This window comes from Comamonas aquatica, from assembly GCF_018064205.1.
Classification (GTDB): domain Bacteria; phylum Pseudomonadota; class Gammaproteobacteria; order Burkholderiales; family Burkholderiaceae_C; genus Comamonas; species Comamonas aquatica.
Map to the genome: position 1 here is coordinate 1 of NZ_CP072916.1, position 23,874 is coordinate 23,874.

General features: G+C 65.8%; 21 protein-coding genes and 1 pseudogene. 5 read left to right on the forward strand and 17 right to left on the reverse strand.

The window, feature by feature from the left end:
• Nucleotides 1–226: 226 nt before the first annotated feature.
• From KAQ61_RS00005 to KAQ61_RS00055, 12 genes and pseudogenes are all read right to left on the reverse strand, one after another.
• Complete coding sequence (locus KAQ61_RS00005; RefSeq protein WP_169741455.1) at nucleotides 227–370, reverse strand: hypothetical protein; 144 nt, start codon at nucleotides 368–370, stop codon at nucleotides 227–229.
• A gap of 162 nt (nucleotides 371–532) precedes the next feature.
• Nucleotides 533–1,591 carry a porin gene (locus tag KAQ61_RS00010; RefSeq protein WP_210930097.1) on the reverse strand — a complete coding sequence of 353 codons (1,059 nt, stop codon included), beginning with the start codon at nucleotides 1,589–1,591 and terminating at the stop codon, nucleotides 533–535.
• Nucleotides 1,592–1,824: 233 nt separating this feature from the next.
• Nucleotides 1,825–3,513, reverse strand: coding sequence for an MFS transporter (locus KAQ61_RS00015; RefSeq protein WP_043385311.1), 1,689 nt, complete (start codon nucleotides 3,511–3,513; stop codon nucleotides 1,825–1,827).
• Between the two features lie 207 nt (nucleotides 3,514–3,720).
• Entirely contained in the window at nucleotides 3,721–4,362 is a 642-nt protein-coding gene (locus KAQ61_RS00020; RefSeq protein ID WP_042414559.1) for a 2-hydroxychromene-2-carboxylate isomerase, read from the reverse strand.
• Nucleotides 4,363–4,382: 20 nt separating this feature from the next.
• The gene (locus KAQ61_RS19000) at nucleotides 4,383–4,667 is read right to left on the reverse strand and encodes a DUF1289 domain-containing protein (protein WP_338026789.1); all 285 of its coding nucleotides are present in this window, start codon (nucleotides 4,665–4,667) and stop codon (nucleotides 4,383–4,385) included.
• Nucleotides 4,668–5,156, reverse strand: a pseudogene (locus tag KAQ61_RS19005) (YbaK/EbsC family protein); the annotation flags it as partial.
• Nucleotides 5,157–6,086, reverse strand: coding sequence for a hydroxymethylglutaryl-CoA lyase (locus tag KAQ61_RS00030; RefSeq protein WP_210930099.1), 930 nt, complete (start codon nucleotides 6,084–6,086; stop codon nucleotides 5,157–5,159).
• Between the two features lie 33 nt (nucleotides 6,087–6,119).
• Nucleotides 6,120–7,040: a 2-hydroxyacid dehydrogenase gene (locus KAQ61_RS00035; protein ID WP_043385320.1), complete on the reverse strand. Its 921-nt coding sequence runs from the start codon at nucleotides 7,038–7,040 to the stop codon at nucleotides 6,120–6,122.
• Nucleotides 7,041–7,291: 251 nt separating this feature from the next.
• The gene (locus KAQ61_RS00040) at nucleotides 7,292–9,301 is read right to left on the reverse strand and encodes an acetyl-CoA carboxylase biotin carboxylase subunit (protein ID WP_210930100.1); all 2,010 of its coding nucleotides are present in this window, start codon (nucleotides 9,299–9,301) and stop codon (nucleotides 7,292–7,294) included.
• A 59-nt stretch (nucleotides 9,302–9,360) separates the two neighbouring features.
• Nucleotides 9,361–10,131 carry a DUF4126 domain-containing protein gene (locus KAQ61_RS00045; RefSeq protein WP_210930101.1) on the reverse strand — a complete coding sequence of 257 codons (771 nt, stop codon included), beginning with the start codon at nucleotides 10,129–10,131 and terminating at the stop codon, nucleotides 9,361–9,363.
• Between the two features lie 28 nt (nucleotides 10,132–10,159).
• A complete protein-coding gene (locus KAQ61_RS00050) occupies nucleotides 10,160–10,942 on the reverse strand; it encodes an enoyl-CoA hydratase/isomerase family protein (RefSeq protein ID WP_043385329.1) in 783 nt (260 codons plus the stop codon).
• 30 nt (nucleotides 10,943–10,972) lie between these two features.
• A complete protein-coding gene (locus tag KAQ61_RS00055) occupies nucleotides 10,973–12,580 on the reverse strand; it encodes a carboxyl transferase domain-containing protein (protein ID WP_210930102.1) in 1,608 nt (535 codons plus the stop codon).
• A gap of 98 nt (nucleotides 12,581–12,678) precedes the next feature.
• Between KAQ61_RS00055 and KAQ61_RS00060 the strand changes: the two genes are divergently transcribed.
• From KAQ61_RS00060 to KAQ61_RS00080, 5 genes are all read left to right on the forward strand, one after another.
• Complete coding sequence (locus tag KAQ61_RS00060; protein ID WP_183303598.1) at nucleotides 12,679–14,403, forward strand: Na+/H+ antiporter; 1,725 nt, start codon at nucleotides 12,679–12,681, stop codon at nucleotides 14,401–14,403.
• Between the two features lie 151 nt (nucleotides 14,404–14,554).
• On the forward strand, nucleotides 14,555–15,598 hold the full coding sequence (locus tag KAQ61_RS00065) for an AraC family transcriptional regulator (protein WP_210930103.1): 1,044 nt from the start codon (nucleotides 14,555–14,557) through the stop codon (nucleotides 15,596–15,598).
• Between the two features lie 117 nt (nucleotides 15,599–15,715).
• The gene (locus KAQ61_RS00070; RefSeq protein WP_210930104.1) at nucleotides 15,716–16,666 is read left to right on the forward strand and encodes a cation diffusion facilitator family transporter; all 951 of its coding nucleotides are present in this window, start codon (nucleotides 15,716–15,718) and stop codon (nucleotides 16,664–16,666) included.
• 59 nt (nucleotides 16,667–16,725) lie between these two features.
• A complete protein-coding gene (gene dbpA, locus KAQ61_RS00075) occupies nucleotides 16,726–18,135 on the forward strand; it encodes an ATP-dependent RNA helicase DbpA (protein WP_043385340.1) in 1,410 nt (469 codons plus the stop codon).
• Nucleotides 18,136–18,560: 425 nt separating this feature from the next.
• Nucleotides 18,561–19,271 (forward strand): hypothetical protein, encoded by a 711-nt coding sequence (locus KAQ61_RS00080; protein WP_210930105.1) that lies wholly within the window; start codon nucleotides 18,561–18,563, stop codon nucleotides 19,269–19,271.
• Between the two features lie 787 nt (nucleotides 19,272–20,058).
• Here the strand turns inward: KAQ61_RS00080 and KAQ61_RS00085 are convergent.
• The 5 genes from KAQ61_RS00085 to KAQ61_RS00105 all read right to left on the reverse strand — a co-directional run bounded on the left by KAQ61_RS00085 (nucleotide 20,059) and on the right by KAQ61_RS00105 (nucleotide 23,843).
• Nucleotides 20,059–20,838, reverse strand: coding sequence for a sulfite exporter TauE/SafE family protein (locus KAQ61_RS00085; RefSeq protein WP_210930106.1), 780 nt, complete (start codon nucleotides 20,836–20,838; stop codon nucleotides 20,059–20,061).
• A 158-nt stretch (nucleotides 20,839–20,996) separates the two neighbouring features.
• Complete coding sequence (locus tag KAQ61_RS00090) at nucleotides 20,997–21,305, reverse strand: hypothetical protein (protein WP_210930107.1); 309 nt, start codon at nucleotides 21,303–21,305, stop codon at nucleotides 20,997–20,999.
• Complete coding sequence (locus tag KAQ61_RS00095) at nucleotides 21,302–22,504, reverse strand: MFS transporter (RefSeq protein ID WP_210930108.1); 1,203 nt, start codon at nucleotides 22,502–22,504, stop codon at nucleotides 21,302–21,304. The genes KAQ61_RS00090 and KAQ61_RS00095 overlap by 4 nt, the downstream gene beginning before the upstream one ends.
• Before the next feature lie 34 nt (nucleotides 22,505–22,538).
• Nucleotides 22,539–22,898, reverse strand: a complete 360-nt coding sequence (locus KAQ61_RS00100) for a carboxymuconolactone decarboxylase family protein (protein ID WP_210930109.1) — start codon at nucleotides 22,896–22,898, stop codon at nucleotides 22,539–22,541.
• A gap of 39 nt (nucleotides 22,899–22,937) precedes the next feature.
• Nucleotides 22,938–23,843, reverse strand: a complete 906-nt coding sequence (locus KAQ61_RS00105) for an MBL fold metallo-hydrolase (protein WP_420839359.1) — start codon at nucleotides 23,841–23,843, stop codon at nucleotides 22,938–22,940.
• Nucleotides 23,844–23,874 lie beyond the last annotated feature (31 nt).

The window sequence follows — 23,874 nt, forward strand, 5'->3', positions numbered from 1 at the left end:
ACCCCCTGACCTCCAGCGAGGCAGGGGGTTTTGTTTTTGGGGGGGATGAACGTCCATCCTGGCTGTGAACCGGCGTTGGCAGCTTATGGATCACAAGTGCGCTCACTCCCAATTCTCAAAAAATAAGAGCGCACTGCGTGCGCTCTTATTGCGAATCAGGCACCAAAGACCTGAGAACCGAATCTGGATCAGCGCCAGGCGCTCACGGATTGGAATTCCAAGCCACTCACTTGGCTTCTGCAGGCGCAGGTGCGTGCACTGCATCGGCTCCGTGCTTTTCTCCGCTCATGTCCACCTGATCGCCAAATTGCATGATCATGTACAACGAAATGGCGGCGAAGATGGCAAAAGCCACAGCAATTTTCCACATGAGAGTCTCCTTTGTTCTGAAGAAGGGGTATCCACTTTTCAAGCTTGGAGGCTGTCGCCAAGAAAAAAGCCCCAACTCCTAAGAACTGGGGCTTAAACCTTGGAGCAAACCCTGGAGGCATTACACCAGCCAGGGTTTGCAGAGAGCTTACGCTCTGGGTGATCAGAACAGGTGACGCACGCCCACGGCGATGGAGCGGAAGTTGTCACCAGCGTTGGTCACGCCGTAAGCGGCATTGTCGCCATTGTTGATCTTGGTGAAGTAGCCGTACACCTTGGTGCGCTTGCTCAGGTTGTAGTTATAGCCAAGGGTCCATTGCGTAGCGGCTGTGCCATCAAAACCGACGCCCTTGTAGCTTTGTGCACGGCCCACGTTGGCGTGGAATTCCGATGCGCCCAGGGTGTACATGGCGGCCAGGCGGTAGGCGTGGCGCTTGGTGTCGAACGCTTCCGAATCAACCTTGTAGTACTGGTAGTAGGCACCCAGGGTCAGGCTGTTGATGGTGTAGCTTGCGCGCAAACCCAGCTGCTGTTCTTTTTGGGTGTCGCCAAAACGCTTGCTTTCAGCGCGTGTGTAGCCCAAGCCGAGGCCCAGGGGACCATTGGCATAGTTCAAAGCTGCGTCGAATGCCCCCTTCTCTGTGCCTTGCACTGTACGAACGCCGCCAGGCAAACCGATTTCATTTTTGTCTGCAATAGTGCGAGTCTTCTTTTCGCCAAAGCCGTAGTTGAACTCAGCAGTCACGCCACCGAATTCGGGCGAACGGTAGGACAGCTGATTGCCTTCGGGGAAGACATAAGCATACAGGGCATCAGCAGAAGTGCCGGTGTCGTGGTTGTGCATGCTGATGTAGTCCGCAGTGGCCAGGTAAGAGCCCACGTAGAACTGGCCCATGCGCACGGTACCGAAGCTGCCGGACAGGTTCACCTCGCTGTGGCGTGCGAAGTTCAAACCACCGCCACCTTCGCCAGAACCGTTATCTGCGTTGAAGCGACCTTCCAGTTGGAAGCCCGCCTTCAGGCCATTGCCCAGGTCTTCAGTACCGCGGAAGCCAATGAACGAACTGTTGTCATTCATGACCGACTTGCTATCGGCGCCGATTTTCTGGTGTTCCACGGTGGTGTTGATACGGCCATACACGTTCACGCTGCTTTGGGCCATGGCGGCGGAAGTACCGCAAACGGCCAGCACGGCCAGCATTACGCGAGTTGTCTTCGTCATGTTATTTCCTTGGTGGGTTGAGGGTAGCCATCAACTTTGTGTGACTAGCACTTGCAAAGGGCTGGTCAAATTTTAGGGATTGCACCTGCCGTACAGGGCTTTTGGGTGAAGTTTTGATGACGAATGATGCATGACAACAACAGAAGAATGTTGCTGTGCACCATGCGTGGTCGCGATAAAAAGAAACGCCCCGCTTTGAGGCGGGGCGCACAACTGTGGGGAGAGCCTTTTAATCAGTCGTCGGCATAGATATCCACGTCCTTGGTATCACGCAAGAACAGGGTACCGATCACGGCGGTGGCACCGGCAATGATGATGGGGTACCACAGACCGTTGTACATGTTGCCGGTCTGGGCAACGATGGCAAAGGACATGGTGGGCAGCAGGCCGCCGAACCAGCCGTTGCCGATGTGGTAGGGCAGGCTCATCGAGGTGTAGCGGATGCGGGTGGGGAACATCTCCACCAGCATGGCTGCGATGGGGCCGTAGACCATGGTCACCAGGATCACCAGGTAGAACAAGATGAGAATCATCATGGGCTTGTTCATCTTGGCGGGGTCGGCCTTGTCGGGGTAGCCGTCCTGCTTCAAGGTTTCTGCCAGGCTCTTGGTGAACGCAGCACCCTTGGCCTTGGCATCGTCGGCACTCAGACCCACCGAGCTGTAGCTGGGGATGGTGTGCTCGCCGATTTTGATGACGGCAGGGGTGCCGGCCGGGGCCTGTTCGGTGTCATAGCTGACGGAGCGATTGGCCAGGGCTTGCTTGGCGATGTCGCAGGAGCTGGTGAACTTGGCAGTGCCCGTGGGGTTGAACTGGAACGAGCACTCGGCGGGGTCGGCCACGATCACGACCTTGGCGTTCGCCTGTGCGGCGGCCAGGTCCGGGTTGGCGGCGGAGGTCAGGGCCTTGAACACGGGGAAGTAGGTGAACACGGCCAGCGCGCAGCCCAGCATGATGATGGGCTTGCGACCAATCTTGTCCGACAGCGAACCGAAGACCACGAAGAAGGGTGTACCCAGCAGCAGTGCGGCGGCAATCATCAGGTTGGCGGTGACGGCATCGACCTTCAGCTGCTGTGTCAGGAAGAACAGCGCGTAGAACTGGCCGGTGTACCAGACCACGGCCTGACCGGCAGTCAGACCGACCAGGGCCAGCAGCACAATCTTCAGGTTCTTCCATTGGCCGAAGGACTCAGCCAGCGGTGCCTTGGAGGTTTTGCCTTCGGCCTTCATCTTCTGGAAGGCGGGGGATTCCGACAGCGTCATGCGGATCCACACCGAAATGGCCAGCAGCAGGATGGACACCAAGAAGGGAATGCGCCAGCCCCAGTCTTGGAACTTTTCTTCGCCCATCGCGGTACGGGTGCCCAGAATCACCAGCAGCGACAGGAACAGGCCCAGCGTGGCGGTGGTCTGGATCCAGGAGGTGTAGGCACCGCGCTTGCCCTGGGGCGCGTGTTCGGCCACATAGGTGGCAGCACCGCCGTATTCGCCGCCCAGTGCCAGGCCTTGCAGCATGCGCAGCACCATCAGGATGATGGGGGCTGCCACGCCGATGGTGGCGTAGTTGGGCAGGACACCCACGATGAAGGTGGAGATGCCCATGATCAGGATCGTCACCAGGAAGGTGTACTTGCGACCGATCATGTCACCCAGGCGGCCAAAGACCAGCGCACCGAATGGACGGACGATGAAGCCGGCTGCAAACGCCAGCAGCGCGAAGATGAAGGCGGAGCCGGCATCCAGTCCGCTGAAGAACTGCTTGGCAATGATGGCTGCCAGCGAACCGTAGAGGTAGAAGTCATACCACTCGAACACAGTGCCGAGGGATGACGCAAAGATCACTTTGCGTTCTTCTGGCGTCATGGGCCGAGCGGCAGCTGTGCCTTTCGGTCCTACGCCGTTTGCAGCGTTGATGGCCATGGTGTTGTCTCCTGAATGTGATTGTTGCTTGCCGCCATGTGCGGACGATCACATTCTTGGAGGCCGTACTGACCCGCTTCTGACGCGAATCCAACGCGAACTTGCGTCAAACTGACGTGCTTCTGACAAATTCAGGTCAAACCCGCGCAGTCTGTTTCGGGATGTGACATGGCCGGAAATTCCTACCGGGGAAGGCGGTGCTTGAAATCAGGCCAAACCCGAGGGAGTGGCATCGGCATTTACCCAGCCCTCGGTTTGGAACCAGGGGTGCCCATCGAGGTAGTCGCGCAGCATCGGCAGGCTGTCGAGCCCCCAGAAATTCTGCCCGTCCACGGTGAAGGCGGGCACGCCAAATACGCCCAGGGCCGCGGCCGCTTCGGTGTTGTTGCGCAGCAGGGGCTTGGTGGCCTCGGTGGCATCGGCGGCTGCGATGAAACGCGGCTGCAGTTCGGCCTGCAGGGCCTGCAGCCGCGCGGGGGCCAAAGCATCCTTGCCGCCCTGCCAGACGTGACGGAAGATGGTCTCCGCCACATAGCGGTTGATGCTGCCGTCGTGGCTGGTTTGCAGTGCCAGGCGCAGCAGGGGCAGGGGGTTGAATGGGTGCTTGGCCGGCATCTGCAGCGGAATCTGCAGGTGCTGGCCCAGCCACACGGCGTGCTGGTAGGTCCACACCCGCTTGGCGGGGATGCCGGCCGGCCCCGGGTTGTGGTGTTGCTGCAGCAAGGCACCGAGCAGGACCGGGCGGTACTCCACGTGGCAGTGCAGGCCCGCCAGGGTGTGGGGCAACTGCTGGAAGGCCAGCCATGCGTAGGGCGAGACAAAGTCCAGGTGCATGGTGATGTGGCGCATGTCGCTTGCCTTTCAGGAGGTTAAGAAGCCGGCCCGCAGCGTTGCTGGATCTGCTGCCAGATGTGGCGCTTGGCCGTGGCATCGGCCTTGCCCCAGCAGCGTAATTCATCCAGGGTGCGCAGGCAGCCCACGCAGTACTGGCGGTCTGCATCCATACGACAGACGGAGATGCAGGGCGAGGGCGGTGCCTCGACGGCCGAGGGCTGCAGGCTGCCTTGGGCCAGCAGGGTCTGCAACTTGTGCCGCAAGGCGTCGGGCACAGGCGGGATGGCGCAGGCGACAGGTGCTGCCTCCGTGTCCACCATCTGCGCAATGTCGACCACCGGGGCCTGGGCCAGGGCGCGCAGGGCCTCCATGTTCAAGGCAAACACCGCATGCGGGTGACCGGCTGCCGCCCACAGCACGTCAAAGCGTTGCAGGCTGCGGTCGATCAAGGTCACGGGTGCGTGGGCGTGCGCCACCGGGCTGACGCCGCCGATGGAGAACCCGGTCCGGTCCTTGACGAAGTCGGCATCCGCACGGCCGATCTTGCCGACCAGGGCGGCCACCTTTTTTTCATCCACGCGGCGATCCCCGGCCGCCACCACCAGCACCGAGGCGCCGTCTTCCTTGCGCTTGAAGATCACGCTCTTGGCCACCTGGCCGACCGCGATCCCCAACTGGTCGGCCGCTTCCTGCGCGGTGCGGGCCGCACCCTCGAGCATCTGGGGCGTGTGGGGGTGACCGACTTCCTGCAGGTAGCGCGCCACGCGCTGCACGCCTTCGGGCAGGGGATGCAATTCAGAAGCGCACATTCACACCGCCTCGCAGGCCGCGCTGCTGGCGCGTTTGGCCAGGATCGCCTTGGCCACGCGCGATTGCGTGGGGCGGCCCAGGTGATCGCTGATGAACTGGCCGGCATCGATCAGCTGGTCCAGGTCGATGCCGGTGTCGATGCCCATGCCGTGCAGCATGTAGACCACGTCCTCGGTTGCCACATTGCCCGTCGCCCCCTTGGCGTAGGGGCAGCCGCCCAGCCCGGCCACCGAGGTGTCGAACTGCCACACGCCCATCGCCAGGGCCGCCAGGGTGTTGGACAGGGCCTGGCCGTAGGTGTCGTGGAAATGGCCGGAGATGTCATTCAGGTCGAAGTGCTGCAGCGTGGCCTCGATGGCCTTGCGCACCTTGATGGGCGTGCCCACGCCAATCGTGTCCGCCACGCCGATGTGCTGCACGCCGATGCCCTTCATCAGACCGGCCAGGTAGGCCACGCGTTCGGGCGCCACCTCGCCTTCGTAGGGGCAGCCGACGGTGCAGCTCATGGCGCCGCGCACGTGGATGCCGGCCGCGCGGGCGGCGGCCACCACGGGGGCGAAGCGTTCGATGCTCTCGGCGATCGAGCAGTTGATGTTCTTCTGGCTGAAGGCCTCGCTGGCCGCGCCGAAGACGACGATCTCATCGGGGCGCGACAGCACGGCCGCTTCAAAGCCCTTCATGTTGGGCGTCAGCACCGAGTAGCGCACGTCGGCGCGGCGCTCGATGCCGGCCATCACCTCGGCATTGTCGCCCATCTGGGGCACCCATTTGGGCGAGACGAAGCTGGTGACCTCGATCTCTTTCAGGCCGGCCGCCTGCAGGCGGTGCACCAGCTCGATCTTGACCGCGGCGGGCACGGGCTGCTTTTCGTTCTGCAGGCCGTCGCGGGGGCCGACATCGACCAGTTTGACGCGGGTAGGGTAGCTCATGGGGTGGTCCTTGTGGGTCTGTGAACGGTCGGGTCAATAACCGCGCTGGGGGTCGACCATGCCGACCACGGCCTCGCCGCGGCTCAGGGCGGCGACCTTGCCGGCGATCTGGGCAATGCTGTCCTCGCGCAGGGTGCGGGCCGAGGTGTGGGGCGTCATGGTGATCTGCGGGATGGTCCAGAACGGGTGGCCGGCGGGCAGCGGTTCCTGGCGGAACACGTCCAGCATGGCACCGGCCACATGGCCTTGGGCGATCAGGGCCACCAGGTCCTCTTCCACCAGGTGGGCACCGCGCGCCACGTTGATCAGGTAGGCGCCGGGCAGCAGCTGCTGCAGCGTGTCGCGGCACAGGATGTTCTCGGTCTCGGGCGTCAGCGGCAGCAGGTTGACCAGCACGCGCGTACCGCGCAGGAAGTCGTGGAAACCGGCCTCGCCGTTGAAGGTCTGCACGCCGTCGATCTGCTTGGGGCTGCGGCTCCAGCCGCGCACGGGGAACTCGAACACGCCCAGCGCCTTGGCCACGCGCTCACCCAGCACGCCCAGGCCCATCACGCCAACGGGGAAGTCGGCGCGCAGCTGGGGCTTGCGGAATTGCCACTGGCCCTGGCGCATGTCGGCCTCGTAGGCATCGAGTTCGCGGAAGTGGCGGATCACGGCCTGGGTCACGTACTCGGCCATCTGCACGGACATGCCGGCATCGTCCAGGCGCACCACCTGGGCCTGGGGCGGCAGGCGCAGTTTCAGCAGCGCATCGACCCCGGCACCGATGTTGAACAAGGCCTTCAGCCCCGGCTGCTCGTCCAGGAACTGCTGGGGCGGCGCCCAGACCACGGCGTAGTCCGCCTGGGGCGCACCGGGCGCCCACACACTGATGTCGGCATGCGGCAAGGCGGCGCGCAGTCCTTCCAGCCAAGGTTCGGCCTTGGTACCCGTACAGCAAAAAGTCACTCGCATGGCGGCAAGGTTACAGGGTGGGCGATGGCCTGTCTGTCACGGGGACAGCGCTACTTTCAAAAAAGGAGCTGCTGGCGCAAGTAGTGCAAGCAATTGGCAGGCTTTCTCATTGGAAGATGGCGTACATCCTGCGCGGGCAGCTATGGGTTTGCGTGCAACCGAACGGGGCCTGCGGAGGGGGGGCGCGGAACGCAGCCAGCAGGCCGGTGGGCCCTACCCCCGCCCACCGGCCGTTTGCGGCCGGCGCGCGTTCAGGCGGTTGCCTCGATGCGGATCAGCTCCGCGCCTTCGCTGACCTGGTCGCCGGGGGCGTACAACAGCTCCTGCACCACGCCGTCGGCGGGGGCGGCGATGGTGTGCTCCATCTTCATGGCCTCCATCACCGCCAGCGGCTGGCCCTTGGTGACGGCATCGCCGGCCTGCACGGCAAACGACACCACTTTACCCGGCATGGGCGCGGTCAGGCGGCCGCCTTCGGCGCCGTGTTCGCCGGCGTGGGCCAGCGGGTCGGGCAGCTCCAGCACGGCCGCGCCCTGGGGCGTGAAGATGTGGCGCACCTCGCCCTGCACATGCACCTGGGCAGTGCTGCGCAGGCCGGCAAACTGCACCAGCAGGCCGTCGCCCTGGGGTTGCCAGTCCAGGCGGCCTGTGGTGTCCCCCACCTGCAGCTGCAACTGGCCGTCGTGCCCCGTGGTCAGGCTGGCGGCGACGGGCGTGCCGCCCTGCAGCAACTGCAGGCTGCGGCGCGGCGTGCCGTGGCTGTGCCAGCCGTCACGGCGGCTGAAGGGGTCGGTTGTCTGCAGCGCCTGTTCGGCCTGCAGCAGCTGGGCCACGGCGGCGGCCACGGCCAGGGCGGTGGGCACGGGCTGCTGGTCGAACAGCGCGGCCTTCTCGCGCTCGATCAGGGCCGTATCCAGCTGGGCATTGGCAAACGCGGTGCTGCGCACCACGTGGCGCAAGAACTGCACGTTGGTGGCCAGGCCGACGATCTGCGTCTGCGCCAGGGCCGCATCCAGCCGCGCCAGGGCCTGGGCGCGCGTGTCGCCGCGCACGATCAGCTTGGCAATCATGCTGTCGTAGAAGGGGCTGATGGCATCGCCTTCGCGCACGCCGTCGTCCACGCGCACATCGCTGATGGCAAAACTGCTGCACGCCGGCTTGCGGTAGACCTGCAGCGTGCCGGTGGCGGGCAGAAAGCCGTTGTCGGGGTTCTCGGCGCAGATGCGGGCCTCGATGGCGTGGCCGATGATCTTCAGCTCGGACTGCTGCTTGGGCAGGGGCTGGCCGGCGGCCACGCGCAGCTGCCACTCCACCAGGTCTTCGCCGGTGATGGCCTCGGTCACGGGGTGTTCCACCTGCAGGCGGGTGTTCATCTCCATGAAGTAGAACTGCATGGCGTCGGGCGCGTCGTAGCCGCCGGGCTGCTCGACAATGAATTCCACCGTGCCCGCGCCCACGTAGTGCACCGCCTGGGCAGCGGCCACGGCGGCCGCGCCCATCTTGGCGCGCAGGGCTTCGGTCATGCCGGGGGCGGGGGCCTCTTCCAGCACCTTCTGGTGGCGGCGCTGCACGGAGCAGTCGCGCTCGAACAGGTAGACGCAGTTGCCCTGGGTGTCGCCAAACACCTGGATCTCGATGTGGCGCGGGCGCAGCACGTATTTCTCGACCAGCACGGCGTCGTTGCCGAAGCTGTTGATAGCCTCGCGCTGGCAGCTGGCCAGGGCGGCGGCGAAGTCCTCGCGCCGCTCCACCAGGCGCATGCCCTTGCCGCCGCCGCCGGCGCTGGCCTTGATCAGCACCGGGTAGCCAATGCGGTCGGCCTCGCGCTGCAGCAACTCAGGATTCTGGTCGGCGCCGTGGTAGCCGGGCACCAGGGGCACGCCGGCCTTTTCCATCAGTTGCTTGGATTCGGCCTTCAGGCCCATGGCGCGGATGGCGCTGGCAGGTGGGCCGATGAAGACCAGGCCGGCGGCCTGGCAGGCCTGGGCGAAGTCTTCGTTCTCGCTCAGGAAGCCATAGCCGGGGTGGATGGCCTGTGCGCCGGTGGCCTGGGCGGCTTGCAGGATGCGCTCCCAGCGCAGGTAGCTGTCCTTGGGTGCGCTGCCGCCGATGTGCACGGCCTCGTCGCAGGCGGCCACGTGCTTGGCCTGGGCGTCGGCGTCGGAATACACGGCCACGGTCTGGATGCCCAGGCGGCGGGCGGTGGCGGCCACGCGGCAGGCGATCTCGCCGCGGTTGGCAATCAAAATTTTGGTGAACATGCCTTGTCTCCGTTTGAAGTGTTTTGAGGCTCTAGCGATTATTGGGTCAGCGTTAGCAGCTATGTTTTTGGCAATTGCGGCGGTGCAGGTTCGGCCGCACCCATCCAGCCTCTGAGCTTGCGCAGGGCGGCTTTGAGAAAGCGCCACAGCATCCAGGTGACGACCCACATCAGCACCACCGTGACCGCCAGCACTGCGGCGAACACGGCCGGGTGGGCCAGTGCCAGCCAGACGGCGCCCACGGCGGCCGTGTCCTCGGCAAGGCTGGCGCCCAGGTTGCTGAAGGGTTCGGGGCTGGTGTTGATCACGGCGCGCGTGGTGGTCTTGGCGGCCTGGCTGGTGGCGGCCAGCGTGCCGCCCATCAGCGCCGCGGCCAGGGCCATGGTGGTGTGGTCGGCGCCGAACACACCGGCCGCCAGGGCCGCGCCGGCGGGCACGCGCAGCACGCTTTGCAGCAGGTCCCACAGCGAGTCCACGCCGGGGATCTTGTCGGCGAAGAATTCCACGCACAGCAGCCCGCCGCTGGCGAACAGCAGGGCCGGGTGGGCCAGCACCTGCAGGCTGCCGGGTAGCACCAGGGCGCCGGTGGCTCCGAGCAGGCCCACCAGGAACACCACCAGGTACAGCCGAAAGCCGCTGGCCCAGCCCAGGGCCGCCGCCAGGGCCATCAGGCTGGCCATGTCCATGCTGCCGACGGCCTGGCCCACCCCGGCCGCTGCGGCGCTGGCGCTGTCCAGCACGGCCCCGCCGGCCTGCTCCACCGCCGTGCGGTCGGGGTGCAGGCCCACGCGGTGCAGCCACTGCAGCAGGGTGTTCCAGAGGTCGTTCATGGGTGTTCAGCGTGGCGTGTGGTGGGGCTCAGGACAGCCAGGCTGGCTTGCGCTTGGCCAGGAAGGCCTGCACGCCCTCCTTGCCCTCGGCGCTGGCGCGGATCTCGGCAATGCCTTCCACGGTGCGGGCGATCAGGGCCTCGTCAATGGCGTGGCCCGCCGTGTCCTGCACCAGCCGCTTGCAGGCGCGCACGGCGGCCGGGCTGGCCTGCAGCAGGTGCTTGAGCAGGCCGTCCACGGCGTCGTCCAGCGCCTCGGGGGCGACCACCTGGTGCACGAAGCCGATGCGCAGGGCCTCGGCGGCGTCAAAGCGCTCGCCGGTCAGGAAATAGCGCTGCCCGGCGCGGGCACCCATGGCGCGCAGCACGTAGGGGGCGATGGTGGCCGGGATCAGGCCGATCTTGACCTCGCTGAGGCAGAAGTGGGCGCTGTCCACGCTGACGGCCATGTCGCAGGCCGCCACCAGGCCCAGGCCGCCGGCGTAGACATCGCCCTGCACGCGGGCGATGGTGGGGTGCGGGCAGGTGTAGATGGTGCGCAGCATCTGCGCCAGCTTGCCGGCATCGACCAGGTTCTCCTCGCGGCTGTAGTCGGCCATGCGGCGCATCCAGTTCAGGTTGGCGCCGGCGCAAAAGGCCGGGCCCTCGGCGGCCAGCACCACGGCACGCACGGCGGCGTGCTGGGCCACGGCCTCGAAGGCGGCGGTGATCTCGGCGATCACCTCGTCGCTGAAGGCGTTGCGGATCTCCGGCTGGCTCAGCGTGATGGTGGCCACACCGGCGTTGGTGGTCAGGGTGACGGGACGGGTCATGGGCGTGCTCCTGGCTGGGTCATCGGTCCATTACATGCGGAAGACACCGAACTTGGTGTCCTCCATCGGCGCATTGCGGCTGGCGGACAGGCCCAGGGCCAGCACGCGGCGCGTGTCGGCGGGGTCGATCACGCCGTCGTCCCACAGGCGGGCGCTGGCATAGTAGGGGTGGCCCTGGACTTCGTACTGCTCGCGGATCGGGGTCTTGAAGGCGTTCTCCTCCTCGGCGCTCCACTGGCCGCCGCGGGCCTCGATGCCGTCGCGCTTGACCGTGGCCAGCACGCTGGCGGCCTGCTCGCCGCCCATCACGCTGATGCGCGCGTTCGGCCACATCCACAAAAAGCGCGGGCTGAAGGCGCGGCCGCACATGCCGTAGTTGCCGGCGCCAAAGCTGCCGCCGATGATGATGGTGAACTTGGGCACCGCCGCCGTGGCCACGGCCGTCACCAGCTTGGCGCCGTGGCGCGCAATGCCTTCGTTCTCGTACTTGCGCCCGACCATGAAGCCGGTGATGTTCTGCAGGAACACCAGGGGCACCTTGCGCTGGCAGCACAGCTCGATGAAGTGCGCGCCCTTGACGGCCGATTCGCTGAACAAAATGCCGTTGTTGGCGATGATGCCCACCTGCATGCCTTCGATGCGCGCAAAGCCGCAGACCAGGGTGCTGCCAAAGCGCGCCTTGAACTCGTCGAACACGCTGCCATCGACGATGCGGGCAATGATCTCGCGCACGTCAAACGGCTTGCGCGTGTCGGTCGGGATCACGCCATACAGCTCTTGCGCATCAAAAAGCGGAGCTGCTGGCACAGCATCGGTGGGCGCTGCAGGCTTGTTTTTATTCAAATTCTTCACCGCCGTGCGCGCCAGGGCCAGGGCGTGCAGGTCGTTGTCGGCCAGGTGGTCGGCCACGCCGGACAGGCGCGTGTGCACGTCGCCGCCGCCCAGGTCCTCGGCGCTGACCACCTCGCCCGTGGCCGCCTTCACCAGCGGCGGGCCCCCCAGGAAGATGGTGCCTTGGTTTTTGACGATGATGGACTCGTCGCTCATGGCCGGCACATAAGCACCACCGGCGGTGCAGCTGCCCATGACCACGGCGATCTGCGCAATGCCCTGAGCGCTGAGGTTGGCCTGGTTGTAGAAGATGCGGCCGAAGTGGTCGCGGTCGGGGAAGACGTCGTCCTGGTTGGGCAGGTTGGCGCCGCCCGAGTCCACCAGGTAGATGCAGGGCAGGCGGTTCTGCTGGGCGATCTCCTGGGCGCGCAGGTGCTTCTTCACCGTCATCGGGTAGTAGGTGCCGCCCTTCACCGTGGCGTCGTTGCACACGATCATGCAGTCCACACCGCTGACGCGGCCGATGCCGGCGATCAGGCCCGCGCCCGGTGCGTCGTTGTGGTACATGTTCAGTGCCGCCAGGGGCGCCACTTCCAGAAAGGGCGTGCCGGGGTCCAGCAGCATCTGCACGCGATCGCGCGGCAGCAGTTTGCCGCGCGCCACATGCTTGGCGCGCGCGGCCTCGCCGCCGCCCTGGGCGATCTGCTCGCAACGTGCGCGCAAGTCATCGACCAGGGTCTGCATCGCGCGCGCATTGGCCTGGAAGTCGGCCGAGCGCGGGTTGAGTTGGCTGTTTAGAACGCCCATGTTGTCTCCTTGGTATCCCTAGGGTTATCCCGATGTTGATTCAGGGTTTTTGTGATCGTTTGCGACGGAGGCGCACCAGCGACACCAGACAATGCCGCATGCACACCGTTGAAACCGTCCTGCTGGTGCTGATGTTGGGGGCGCTGACCGGCATCGCGGCCCGTTACGTCCGCGCCATTCCGCTGCCCCTGATCCAGATTGCCCTGGGCGCCCTGATTGCCTGGCCCCAGCGCGGCCTGCACATCGCCTTCGACCCGGAACTGTTTCTGCTGCTGTTCATCCCGCCGCTGCTGTTTGCCGACGGCTGGCGCATCCCCAAACGCGAATTCTTTGCCCTGGCGCGCCCCATCCTGCTGCTGGCCTTCGGCCTGGTGCTGATCACCGTGCTGGGCCTGGGCTACCTGATCCACTGGATGATTCCGGCCATGCCGCTGACCGTGGCCTTCGCCCTGGCGGCCGTGGTCTCGCCCACCGACGCGGTGGCCGTCTCGGCCATCACGCGCAACCTGGGCATGCCGCACAAGACCATGCACATGCTCGAGGGCGAGTCGCTGCTGAACGACGCCTCGGGCCTGGTGGCCGTCAAATTTGCCGTGCTGGCCACGCTGACCGGCGTGTTCTCGTGGAGCAATGTCGCCAAGGATTTCACCTGGATGGCCGTGGGCGGCCTGGGCATCGGGGCGCTGATGGGCTGGGGCTTCAGCTATGCGCGCGACGCCATCACGCGCCGCGTGGGCGACGTGGCCGCCACGCAGATGGTGCTGCTGCTGGTGCTGCTGCCGTTTGCGGCCTATATCGTGGGTGAAAAGATCGGCGTGTCCGGCATCCTGGCGGCCGTGGCCGCCGGCGTGGCCACCAATTTCGCCGACCTGGACCGCAGCAATTTCATCTCGGAGCGCCTGCAGACCGAAGGCACCTGGAACATGGTGGAGTCCGCCTTCAACGGCGCCATCTTCCTGCTGCTGGGCCTGCAACTGCCGTCCATCATCGGCGTCACGCTGATGGACGCCGGCCACGAAGGCTGGAAGCTGGTGGGCTATGTGGCCGTGATCTCGATCGCGCTGCTGCTGGTGCGCTGGGCGTGGATCACGCTGGGCGTGCACGGCGCGCTGCGCAAGGCCCACCGCGAAGGCAAGATGGCCGAAAAGCCCTCGCACCTGCTGAACCTGGCGACCACCATGGCCGGCATCCGCGGCGCCGTCACGCTGGCGGCGGCGCTGTCCATCCCCGTGCACCTGCACAATGGCCGCCCGTTTCCCGAGCGCGACCTGCTGATCTTCCTGGCCACTGGCGTGATCCTGTTCACCCTGGTGCTGGGCGCCATCGCCCTGCCGCTGATCCTGCGCCGTATGCCGCCGCACGAGGACACGGAAGCCCAGCTGGAGGAACGTGTCGCGCGCACCGTGGCCTGCAAGGCGGCGATCGCCAGCCTGACGCTGACCGAAGAGGACATGCAGCAGCACGACGAGCAGTGGGTGGCCCAGTACCAGGAGGTGGTGGGCCGCATCACGCAGGAATACCGCAACCGCATCCACCTGCTGGACGACAGCTCGGGCGTGGCCACGTCCACCGAGGCGCAGCGCGACACCCCCGAGATGGTGCACGAGCGCCGCCAGCGCCTGGTCAAGGAAATGGAGCTGCGCGTGCGCTGCATCCAGGTGGAGCGCGACGCCCTGTACGCCGAGCGGCAGGCGCACCGCATCAACGACGAAGCCCTGCGCGCCATGGTCAGCGAGCTGGACATGGCCGAGGTGTCGCTGCGCAAACGCCTGGCCGTGGCCTGCCGGGCCGCAGGCCTGAAGCCGGGCAAGACCACCGCCTGAGGCGGTGGGCAGGGCAGGGGGGCGGTGGCGCATGGGCGTGAACGTCTCCGTCGGGTGGGGCCGGGCGCGGCGTGCGGCCCGGCAGGGCATGCTGCAAGCCTAGGGCGAATCACGATACAGATGTGGTCACAGAGGTTGCAATAATGGCCATATGACCACCCCCGCCCTGGTGCCGGCCGCCGCCGGCCAGCACCCCGCTTTCACCCCGATCGCCTTTGTACGCTGCGTGGCGCTGGCCTATGCGCAGCGTGGGATGGAGGTGGGTGTGGCCTTGCAGCAGGCGCAAATTGCGCCAGCGCTGCTGGCCGATGACCAGGCCCGCATCACTGCCTTGCAGATGGAGCTGCTGTGCGCCCACGCCATGCGCGAGCTGGACGACGAGGGCCTGGGCTGGTTCCAGCGCCGCCTGCCCTGGGGCAGCTACGGCCTGCTGGCGCGCGCCAGCATCAGCAGCCCCTCGCTGGGGCTGGCCGTGGCGCGCTGGTGCCGCCACCACGGCCTGCTGACGGACGACCTGGCGCTGGCGCTGCAGGTCGACGGCCCGCTGGCCACCATCCGCGTGCAGGCGCGGCGCGAGCTGGGCGCGATGCAGGAGTTCTGCCTGCTGTCCGTGCTGCGCAACCTGCACGGTTTTGCCAGCTGGCTGGTGGACACGCGCCTGCCGCTGCGCCAGGTCAGCTTTCCCTTCCCGGCGCCCGCCCACCAGGCGGTCTATGGCCGGTTGTTCGACGCGCCGGTGCGCTTTGGCGCTGCTGCGGCCAGCCTGGAGCTGGACGCCCACTGGCTGCAGCTGCCCCTGGTGCGCGACGAGGCCGCGCTCAACACCATGCTGCAGCGTGCCCTGCCGCTGCAGGTGCGCCCCTACAAGCCGGCCCAGCCCCTGGTGCAGCGCGTGCGCCAGGCCCTGGCCGCCCACCCGCAGTGCAGCCACACGGCGGCCACGCTGTGCGCCGAGCTGCACCTGGCGCCGCGCAGCCTGCACCGGCAGCTGCAGGCGCACGGCACCAGTCTGCAGGCCCTCAAGGACGCGGTGCGCCGCGACCGCGCCCTGCACCTGCTGCAGCGCACCGACACCCCCCTCAAGCGCGTGGCCCAGGCCTGCGGCTTTGCGGGCGAGAAAAGCTTCATCCGCGCCTTCCACCAGTGGACCGGGCAGGCACCCGGCGCCTACCGCCAGGCCCAGCGCGGACGCTGAACCACGCCGGCGGGCGTTTTGTGCCACACTGCAGGCAGTGTTGAAAAAAACGATAGCTGTCAGCGCTTGATATATAAGGGCTGAGAGCCAAAATCATTCTCAATTACAGAGGCTGACATGGCAGAGCAGACACCCGCACGCACTTCGGACTGGATGAGGCCGCACAGCCTGTTGCGCATCTCCATCGCCGTGGCCGTGGTCACCATCGTGCTGAAGATGCTGGCCTGGCTGCTGACCGGCTCGGTGGGCCTGCTGTCCGATGCGCTGGAGTCCTTCGTCAACCTGGCCGGCGCCACCTTCGCGCTGGCCATGGTGACCATCGCCCAGCGCCCGGCCGACGACGACCACCCCTATGGCCACCACAAGGCGGAGTACTTCTCGGCCGGCTTTGAGGGGCTGCTGGTGATTGGCGCCAGCCTGGCCATCATCTGGGTCAGCGTGGCCCGCTGGCTGGACCCCCAGCCGCTGCAGCGCCTGGACTGGGGCCTGGGCCTGTCGCTGGCCAGCACCGTGCTCAACGGCGCGCTGGCCTGGCTGATGTTCCGCAGCGCCCGCACCTACCGTTCGATGGCGCTGGAGGGCGATGCCCGCCACCTGATGACCGATGTCTACACCTCGGTGGGCGTGGTGCTGGGCCTGGGGCTGGCCCACCTCAGCGGCTGGTGGTGGCTGGACCCGCTGGCCGGCGTGGTCGTGGCGCTGAACATCCTGTGGCACGGCGCCGTGCTGGTCTGGCGTGCCGCCCAGGGCCTGATGGACGTGGCCATGGACCCCGAGCAGCTGCTGCAGGTCGAGACCGTGCTGCACGCCCAGGTGCAGGCCGCCCAGGCCCAGACCGGCGTGGCCCTGGTCTTCGACAGCCTGCGCACGCGCCAGGCCGGTGGCCACAGCTTCATCGACCTGCACCTGCACCTGCCCGGGGACTGGAGCCTGGCCCAGGCCGCCGACTGGCGCCACCGCACCGAGGCCGCGCTGATGGCCGCCATCCCCAGCGTGCAGGTGCACATCGAGCTGCTGCCGCAGGGCGCCGTCACCGTGCTGGAGCGCCAGACCGGCCACAGGGCCTGACGCCGGGGTATTGCGCCCCGCCGCACGGCCGGTGGGGGCGTCCCCGGATAATTCGGGCCATGACTACCTCGCCCAGCGCCGCCGGCGCAGCCGCATCCACGGCGTTCTCTTCCCTGTCGCTCCACCCCGCCACCCTGCAGAACCTGCAGCAGCTGGGCTATGAACAGATGACGCCCATCCAGGCCGCCAGCCTGCCGCTGACGCTGCGCGGGCAGGACCTGATCGCCCAGGCCAGCACCGGCAGCGGCAAGACCGCCGCCTTCGGCCTGCCCCTGCTGGAGCGCCTGAACCAGCGCTGGTTCGCCGTGCAGGGCCTGGTGCTGTGTCCCACGCGCGAGCTGGCCGACCAGGTGGCCACCGAAATCCGCCGCCTGGCGCGCGCCCAGGAAAACATCAAGGTCGTCACCGTCTATGGCGGCGTGCCCTCGCGCAACCAGATCGCCAGCTTGGAGAACGGCGCCCACATCGTCGTCGGCACGCCCGGCCGCGTGATGGACCTGATCGAGCGCGGCGCGCTGGACATCTCCAAGCTGCAGACCCTGGTGCTGGACGAAGCCGATCGCATGCTGGACATGGGCTTTTACGCCGACATCGTCACCGTGGTCGAGCAATGCCCCGCGCAGCGCCAGACCCTGCTGTTCTCGGCCACCTACCCCGAAGGCATTGCCCAGCTGGCGCAGCGCTTCATGCGCGAACCCCAGATGGTCCAGGTCGCCGCCCAGCACAGCGCGCACAAGATCGCCCAGCGCTGGTACGAAGTACCCGCCCGGCACAAGCTCGACGTGGTCGTGCAGATGCTGGCGCACTTCCGCCCCGAATCCACCATCGCCTTCTGCAACACCAAGCAGCAGTGCCGCGAAGCCGTCACCGCCCTGCAGGCCCAGGGCATCAGCGCCCTGGCCCTGTTCGGCGAGCTGGAACAGCGCGAGCGCGACGAGGTGCTGGTGCAGTTTGCCAACCGCAGCTGCAGCGTGCTGGTCGCCACCGACGTGGCCGCGCGCGGCCTGGACATCGCCAACCTGTCGGCCGTGATCAACATCGACGTCACGCCCGACCCCGAGGTCCACATCCACCGCATCGGCCGCACCGGCCGCGGCGATGCCGAGGGCCTGGCCCTGCACCTGGTGGACATGGAAGAGATGGTGCACGTCGCCAAGATCGAACAGCTGCAGGGCCGTGCCTCGGAATGGTTCGACGTGGCCGAGCTGACGCCCGCCCCCGGCGGCGCCCTGCTGCCGCCGATGATGACCATCCAGCTCATCGGCGGGCGCAAGGAAAAGATCCGCGCCGGCGACGTGATGGGCGCCATGTGCGCCGACTTCGGCTACACGCGCGAGCAGATCGGCAAGATCAGCGTGAACGACTTCTCCACCTATGTGGCGGTGGACCGGCGCATTGCGGCGGAGGCCTGCGCCAAGCTGAACAATGGCCGTGTGAAGGGCAAGAGCGTGAGAGCGCGTGTGCTGTAAACATCTTTTCAGCGGGCGGCTGGCAGTTGCTCGCTGTTGCTGATGCCCAAGGCTGCTGGTCGCAAGACTGGCGGCCTTTTTTGTTTGTGGGAGTTTGGTGGCTCTAGCGTTTATGCAGCAAGTGCTGGTAGCTATGGTTTGTGCTTCTTGTCTTGTGCTTGTTGTGGCACTTGTGTCCGAGGCCGGGAGTCGCCCGGCGGCGACCCGATTTCTTTTGTCTTGCCAAAAGAAACCAGGGAAAGAAAAGGCGCGCCTTGCAGGCGGCCGGTCCGGCGGAACTCACTGCGCGCGTGCAGCGCTCCGTTCAAACAGCCGCCGAAAAAAATGAAGGACATCCACAAAGTGGGGGCGCGACGCTTGCGCGCGAGTGGATTTTTTGTTGCAATTGTTTGTGTTGTTAAATATCTTTCAAATCAAATTTTCATATGCTCTCAATTAAATCTCCATTCAGAAATATACCTATTAAAGTGGATAAAAAGCAGGCAGTATTTTTGGATGGAATGAGGCACGCTGTACAAATATTGAGCTTTGCTTATGAAAGATTGAATAATGATCTTTGGCATATCGCAAATGACAGAAATATAATAGAAAGAAATGGAGGGTTTACATCTGTTTTTTTAGATTCGTGGGCTTTTGTGGACGCTGTAGATAGATTTCGACTTTTATGGGCATTACAACCCTCCATAGATACCCTGCCTTCGGATTTTTCTGTAGATAGAATTTCTGAAAAATTAAAAAATATCAGAGAAGTAAGAAATGTAGCGGATCATGTTGCTCAAAAAATTGAGCAGATAGTGGCGATGAATGCCTCTGTTTTGGGAGAGATAAAGTGGATATCATTTTTTGAAGATACTCCACTTAAGGTTAAAGCTTGTGTTATTCGGCCGGGAGTAACAATTAAAGATTTGAATATGAGGTTTGATCTTCCGGAAAGAGAAATATTCAGTCTTCATAAAAGTACAAGAATTGTTATTTCAGCAGGAAAACATACAGCAAATTTAACAGAGGCTTATGAGACGGTTGCGTCTGTTGTACGTTATGCAGAAGGGAGTTTGGAAAGGGCTTTTGATAGGATTGGGACTGAAAGCTGTTACCCATCCGATTTTTTTACTGAGGCAGAGTTAGAAACACGATAGATATGAATTCAGGATTCCTGGCCGTGCGCTGATTTTTCTTCTAGCCGTGCCGAGGTGCATAGAGCGCAGCGAAGGAGTACGGGTAGAGGGTTCCCTTCTTTTGCTTCATTTTCTTGGGAGCGCACGAAGAGGAAGTCGTCTGCCATGCGAGCAACGGTCAGCAAGAATCGAAATAGCCATCAAGGTTAAATTCGCCTCTAGGGCTTATCCAGCAAGCGCAAGCAGCTCACATTTGTGATCAATATTGAGACAGCTGCAAAAACAGGCTCCAAGCAGGCTGGGGGCTTCGCCGCACGCCCTTCTACCCGTGCCGAGGCGCGCAGAGCGCAGGGTGGGCCGATGCGCCGCAGGACGCATCGGCTTCGTCATCTGACTGGCCGCAGCTGTTTGAACGGAGCGGCACAGCCGCGCAGTGAGTTCTGCGGCCCCTCCCTGGGATCGAGCACCGCAGGTTGCCCGCTTGGGATTTGCGCAGCAAAGCCCAAAGGGACACGGGTAGCAGGGTTCCCTTCTTTTGCTTCCTTTTCTTGGGAAAGCAAGAAAAGGAAGTCGCCGCCGCGCGATAAGCGGCCAGCAAGATTTCAAGCAGTAGCAAAGCTGAATCAGCCTCTAGCGCTTATCCAGCAAGCGCAAGCAGCTATAGAAAGATGTGCAAGCTGCTGCTTGCTCTCTGCATTAACGCCCTCTGGGAGTGCTGAGGCGTACAGCGTCCAGCAAAGCTTCCAACAAGAAATAAAAGCCAAATCAGCCTCGAACGCTGATACAGCAAGCGCAAGGCGCTATGCAATTAGCCCTTCATAAAAAACAAAGCCGCCATCACCAAGCCGGTGACCACAATCCCCCAGCGCAGGATGTGGGCTGGAATCTTGCGGGCCACGCGCGCGCCGCCGTAGCCGCCCAGTGTGGCCGCGACCATCATCACCAGGGCCTGCGGCCATTCGACGATACCGCCCGCGGCGTAAATGCCCACGGCAATCGCGGTCAGCAGGGCCGAGACCAGGTTCTTCATGCCGTTCATGGCGTTCAGCTGGGTCTGGCCCAGCAGGCTGAACAGCGCCAGGCACAGGATGCCCAGGCCGCCGTTGAAGTAGCCGCCGTAGACGGCCACGGCCAGCATGCCCAGCGTGGCCTTGGTGGTGCTGGCAGGGGCGTCGGGGTGGGAGCTGCGCGAGGCCCAGGCGCGGATCTGTGGGCCGAAGGCGAACAGGGCGGTGGCGCCCAGCAGCAGCCAGGGCACGACCTTGCGGAAAGTGGCGTCGGGGGTGACCAGCAGCAGGGCTGCACCGCCGGCACCACCGATCAACGCCAGGGCGATGGATTTGCCCAGGGTCAGCCCCGGGGGCGCGGCCATGTCTTCGCGAAAGCCCCAGGCGCTGGCCGCGTAGCCGGGCAACAGGGCCACGGTGCCGGTGGCATTGGCCACCACGGGCGGCACGCCGGTGAAGACCAGGGCCGGCAGGGTCAGAAAGCTGCCGCCGCCGGCCACGGCGTTGAGGGCGCCGGCCACAAAGGCGGCCGCCAGCAGCAGGGCGATGTGGGCCCAGGGGCCAATGCCCAGAATGTCCATGCGTGTCTCCCGAATGTTGTTGTGATGGGCGCGCGTGCACCGTGCTGGTGCAGCCATGGATCGATCTTAGTGGCTGGACCGGGCCGCCGGCATGTGCAAAACGCAAAGCACCTTGGACCTGCGCCCGCCTAGTGCGCCGGGTGGCGGGGCGTGGCGCCTCAGGCGCGGATGTAGGTCCAGCCCTCGGTCTGCAGGCGTGCCAGGGCCAGGATGGCGGGGCCGTCCAGCACCTGCAGGGGCGCGCGGGCCGGGCGCTGCAGCTGGGCCAGGGAATTGGGGCACAGCCAGGTCAGGGCGTCGGCATGTTCGTGCGGGGTGTCCAGCGCCGCGGCCACGGCCGCCGCGTTGGCGATGATGCGCACCGCGCAGTGGGGGTCGCCCTTGCGGGCGTTGACGGCGTTCATGCGGGCGCGCTGCAGGCCTTCGGCGTCGGGGGCGTGCAGCAGGATCTGGAGGGTGGTGGTCATACGGCGGTGGGGGTGGCGGCGCGCTGGCGCCAGGCTTGGGCGGCCAGCATCAGCAGCACGGCCGCCACCAGGGGCAGCATGCCGGCATTGATGGCATCCCAGCCCGCAGTGTGCAGCAAACGGCCCGAGCCGAACGAGGCCAGGGCCACGGTGCCGAACACCAGGAAGTCGTTCAGCGCCTGAACCTTGGCGCGCTCGGCCGGGCGGTAGCTTTCGGTCAGCAGCGCAGTGGCGCCGATAAAGCTGAAGTTCCAGCCCACGCCCAGCAGGATCAGCGCGCCCCAGAAGTGCAGCAGCTCCAGCCCCATCAGGGCGATCACGCCAGAGGCACCCGTCAGCAGCAGGCCCAGCGCCGTGACCGGCAGCTTGCCCCAGCGTGCCATCAGGCGGCCGGTGACAAAGCTGGGGGCGAACATGGCCAGCACATGCCACTGCACGCCCAGGGCGGCCTCGCCCACGCTGAAGCCGCAGCCCACCATGGCCATGGGGGTGGCGGTCATCAGAAAGGCCATCAGCCCGTAGCTGACCACGCCGGCCGTGCAGGCCACGATGAACTGCGGGGTGCGCACGATCGCCCCCAGCGGCCGTGCCGGGCCGCTGACGCTGGCCTGGGTGGGCGGGGGCAGGCGCAGGGCCAGCAGCAGGGGCAGGGCCAGCAGCGCCAGGGCCGCCTGGCCGTAGAAGCTGCCGGCAAACGGTGTCATGGGCAGGGCGTCACGCGTCCAGATCACCAGCTGCGGGCCGATGACGGCGGCAATCAGCCCGCCGAGCATCACGCGCGAGATGGCGCGCGCCTGAAGCCCCGGATCCCCTACCGCATCGATGGCCGCAAAGCGGTAGCTTTGCACGCAGGCGGCGTAGAAACCGGCCAGGGCCGTGCCCAGGCAGAACAGCACAAAGTCCTGCTGGGCAATGCCCTGCGCGGCGATCAGGCCCGACAGCACGCCCAGCACCGCCCCCAGCACATAGGCCGGCCGGCGGCCATGGCGCTGCATGACCCAGGCGGCCGGCAGCGTCGACAGCGCCAGGCCCAGCTGGTAGAGGCTGACCGGCAGCGTGGCGGCCGTGGGATCGGCGGACAGCTGCTGCCCCACCAGCCCGCCGAGCGAGATGATGATCGGGGGCGAGGCGCCCCCCAGGGACTGGGCAGCGAACAGCAGGTGCAGCGCATGCGGGCTGGCGGGGGCAGGTGCGGACATGGCAGGCAGGCGAAGAGGGGCAAACGGGCGTGGGTCAGGCCTGCAGGGTGGTTGCGGTCAGCTTGTCCCAGGCGTCCAGGGTTTCGGCAGCGTACATCAGCGCCGGGCCGCCGCCCATGTAAACCGCGATGCCCAGCATCTCTTCCAGTTCCTGGCGGGTGGCGCCCAGTTTCTGCAGCGCCTTGGTGTGAAAGCCGATGCAGCCCGAGCAGCGCTGCGTCACGCCGATGGCCAGGGCAATCAGTTCCTTGTGCTTGGCACTGATGGCGCCCTCGGCCATGGAGGCCTGGGCCAACTGGGCAAAGGCCTCCATGGTGCCGCTCTGGGACTGGCGGAAGGGGCGCAGGGCGTTGTTGATGTCGCGGGTCAGGTGCTGGTGGTCAAAGCTGCTCATGCAGGTCTCCTCGGTGGATGAAAGAAAAGGCGGTGGCACTCAGTCGGCGCGGGCCGGCTGCCAGACGCCGTCGGGCGCGGGCTGGTGCAGCGCAAAGGCATTGATCGGCACCTGCATGTAGGTGCGTCCGTCCTCGGCCGCGGGCGGCAGCTTGCCGGCGCGCAGGTTGACCTGTACGGACGGCAGGATCAGCGTGGGCATGGCCAGCGTGGCATCGCGGGCGGTGCGCATGGCGACGAAGTCGGCCTCGGTGACACCGTCGCGCACGTGGATGCTGCGTGCCTTCTGGTCGGCCACGGTGCAGGCCCAGGCCGGGGCGCGGCCCTGGGGCGGGTAGTCGTGGCAGACGAACAGGCGCGTGGCGGGGGGCAGGGCCAGCAGGCGCTGGATGGAGTGGTACAGCTGCGCGGCATGCCCGCCCGGAAAGTCGGCGCGCGCCGTGCCCACGTCGGGCAGGAACAGGGTGTCGCCGACGAAGACTGCGTCCTCGACCTGGTAGGCCATGTCGGCCGGCGTGTGGCCGGGCACGTGCAGGGCCGTGACCGTCAGGCCACCGACCTGGAAGCGCTCGCCGTCGGCCAGCAGGCGGTCGAACTGGCTGCCGTCGGGCAGGAAGCTGCGCTCGAAGTGGAAGATGCTGCGGAACATCTGCTGCACCGTGCGGATGTGCGTGCCGATGGCGATCTGCCCGCCCAGGTGGTGGCGGATGTGCTGCGCGCCCGAGAGGTGGTCGGCATGGGCGTGGGTTTCCAGGATCCACTGCACCTGCCAGCCCTGGGCGCGCACGTAGTCGATGATGCGGTCGGACGAGGCGCTGGTCAGCGTGCCGGATTTGGGCTCGAAATCCAGCACCGGGTCGATCACCGCGACCTGGCCGCTGGCGGTGTCGGCCAGCACGTAGCTCACCGTGCCGGTGACGTCGTCGTAGAAGGGTTCGATGTGCATGGTGTGTCCTTTCAGGCGCCAATGCGGGGGA

Bases quoted from the DNA above. Each gene is read 5' to 3' on its own strand.
- KAQ61_RS00050 (WP_043385329.1), bottom strand. From the start codon at position 10,942: ATGACCCGTCCCGTCACCCTGACCACCAACGCCGGTGTGGCCACCATC.
- KAQ61_RS00105 (WP_420839359.1), bottom strand. From the start codon at position 23,843: ATGCACATCGAACCCTTCTACGACGACGTCACCGGCACGGTGAGCTAC.
- KAQ61_RS00035 (WP_043385320.1), bottom strand. From the start codon at position 7,040: ATGCGAGTGACTTTTTGCTGTACGGGTACCAAGGCCGAACCTTGGCTG.
- KAQ61_RS00070 (WP_210930104.1), top strand. From the start codon at position 15,716: ATGGCAGAGCAGACACCCGCACGCACTTCGGACTGGATGAGGCCGCAC.
- KAQ61_RS00095 (WP_210930108.1), bottom strand. From the start codon at position 22,504: ATGTCCGCACCTGCCCCCGCCAGCCCGCATGCGCTGCACCTGCTGTTC.
- KAQ61_RS00055 (WP_210930102.1), bottom strand. From the start codon at position 12,580: ATGGGCGTTCTAAACAGCCAACTCAACCCGCGCTCGGCCGACTTCCAG.
- KAQ61_RS00060 (WP_183303598.1), top strand. From the start codon at position 12,679: ATGCACACCGTTGAAACCGTCCTGCTGGTGCTGATGTTGGGGGCGCTG.
- KAQ61_RS00020 (WP_042414559.1), bottom strand. From the start codon at position 4,362: ATGCGCCACATCACCATGCACCTGGACTTTGTCTCGCCCTACGCATGG.
- KAQ61_RS00090 (WP_210930107.1), bottom strand. From the start codon at position 21,305: ATGACCACCACCCTCCAGATCCTGCTGCACGCCCCCGACGCCGAAGGC.
- KAQ61_RS00005 (WP_169741455.1), bottom strand. From the start codon at position 370: ATGTGGAAAATTGCTGTGGCTTTTGCCATCTTCGCCGCCATTTCGTTG.
- KAQ61_RS00010 (WP_210930097.1), bottom strand. From the start codon at position 1,591: ATGACGAAGACAACTCGCGTAATGCTGGCCGTGCTGGCCGTTTGCGGT.
- dbpA (WP_043385340.1), top strand. From the start codon at position 16,726: ATGACTACCTCGCCCAGCGCCGCCGGCGCAGCCGCATCCACGGCGTTC.
- KAQ61_RS19000 (WP_338026789.1), bottom strand. From the start codon at position 4,667: ATGGTGGACACGGAGGCAGCACCTGTCGCCTGCGCCATCCCGCCTGTG.
- KAQ61_RS00085 (WP_210930106.1), bottom strand. From the start codon at position 20,838: ATGGACATTCTGGGCATTGGCCCCTGGGCCCACATCGCCCTGCTGCTG.
- KAQ61_RS00100 (WP_210930109.1), bottom strand. From the start codon at position 22,898: ATGAGCAGCTTTGACCACCAGCACCTGACCCGCGACATCAACAACGCC.
- KAQ61_RS00045 (WP_210930101.1), bottom strand. From the start codon at position 10,131: ATGAACGACCTCTGGAACACCCTGCTGCAGTGGCTGCACCGCGTGGGC.
- KAQ61_RS00040 (WP_210930100.1), bottom strand. From the start codon at position 9,301: ATGTTCACCAAAATTTTGATTGCCAACCGCGGCGAGATCGCCTGCCGC.
- KAQ61_RS00015 (WP_043385311.1), bottom strand. From the start codon at position 3,513: ATGGCCATCAACGCTGCAAACGGCGTAGGACCGAAAGGCACAGCTGCC.
- KAQ61_RS00065 (WP_210930103.1), top strand. From the start codon at position 14,555: ATGACCACCCCCGCCCTGGTGCCGGCCGCCGCCGGCCAGCACCCCGCT.
- KAQ61_RS00080 (WP_210930105.1), top strand. From the start codon at position 18,561: ATGCTCTCAATTAAATCTCCATTCAGAAATATACCTATTAAAGTGGAT.
- KAQ61_RS00030 (WP_210930099.1), bottom strand. From the start codon at position 6,086: ATGAGCTACCCTACCCGCGTCAAACTGGTCGATGTCGGCCCCCGCGAC.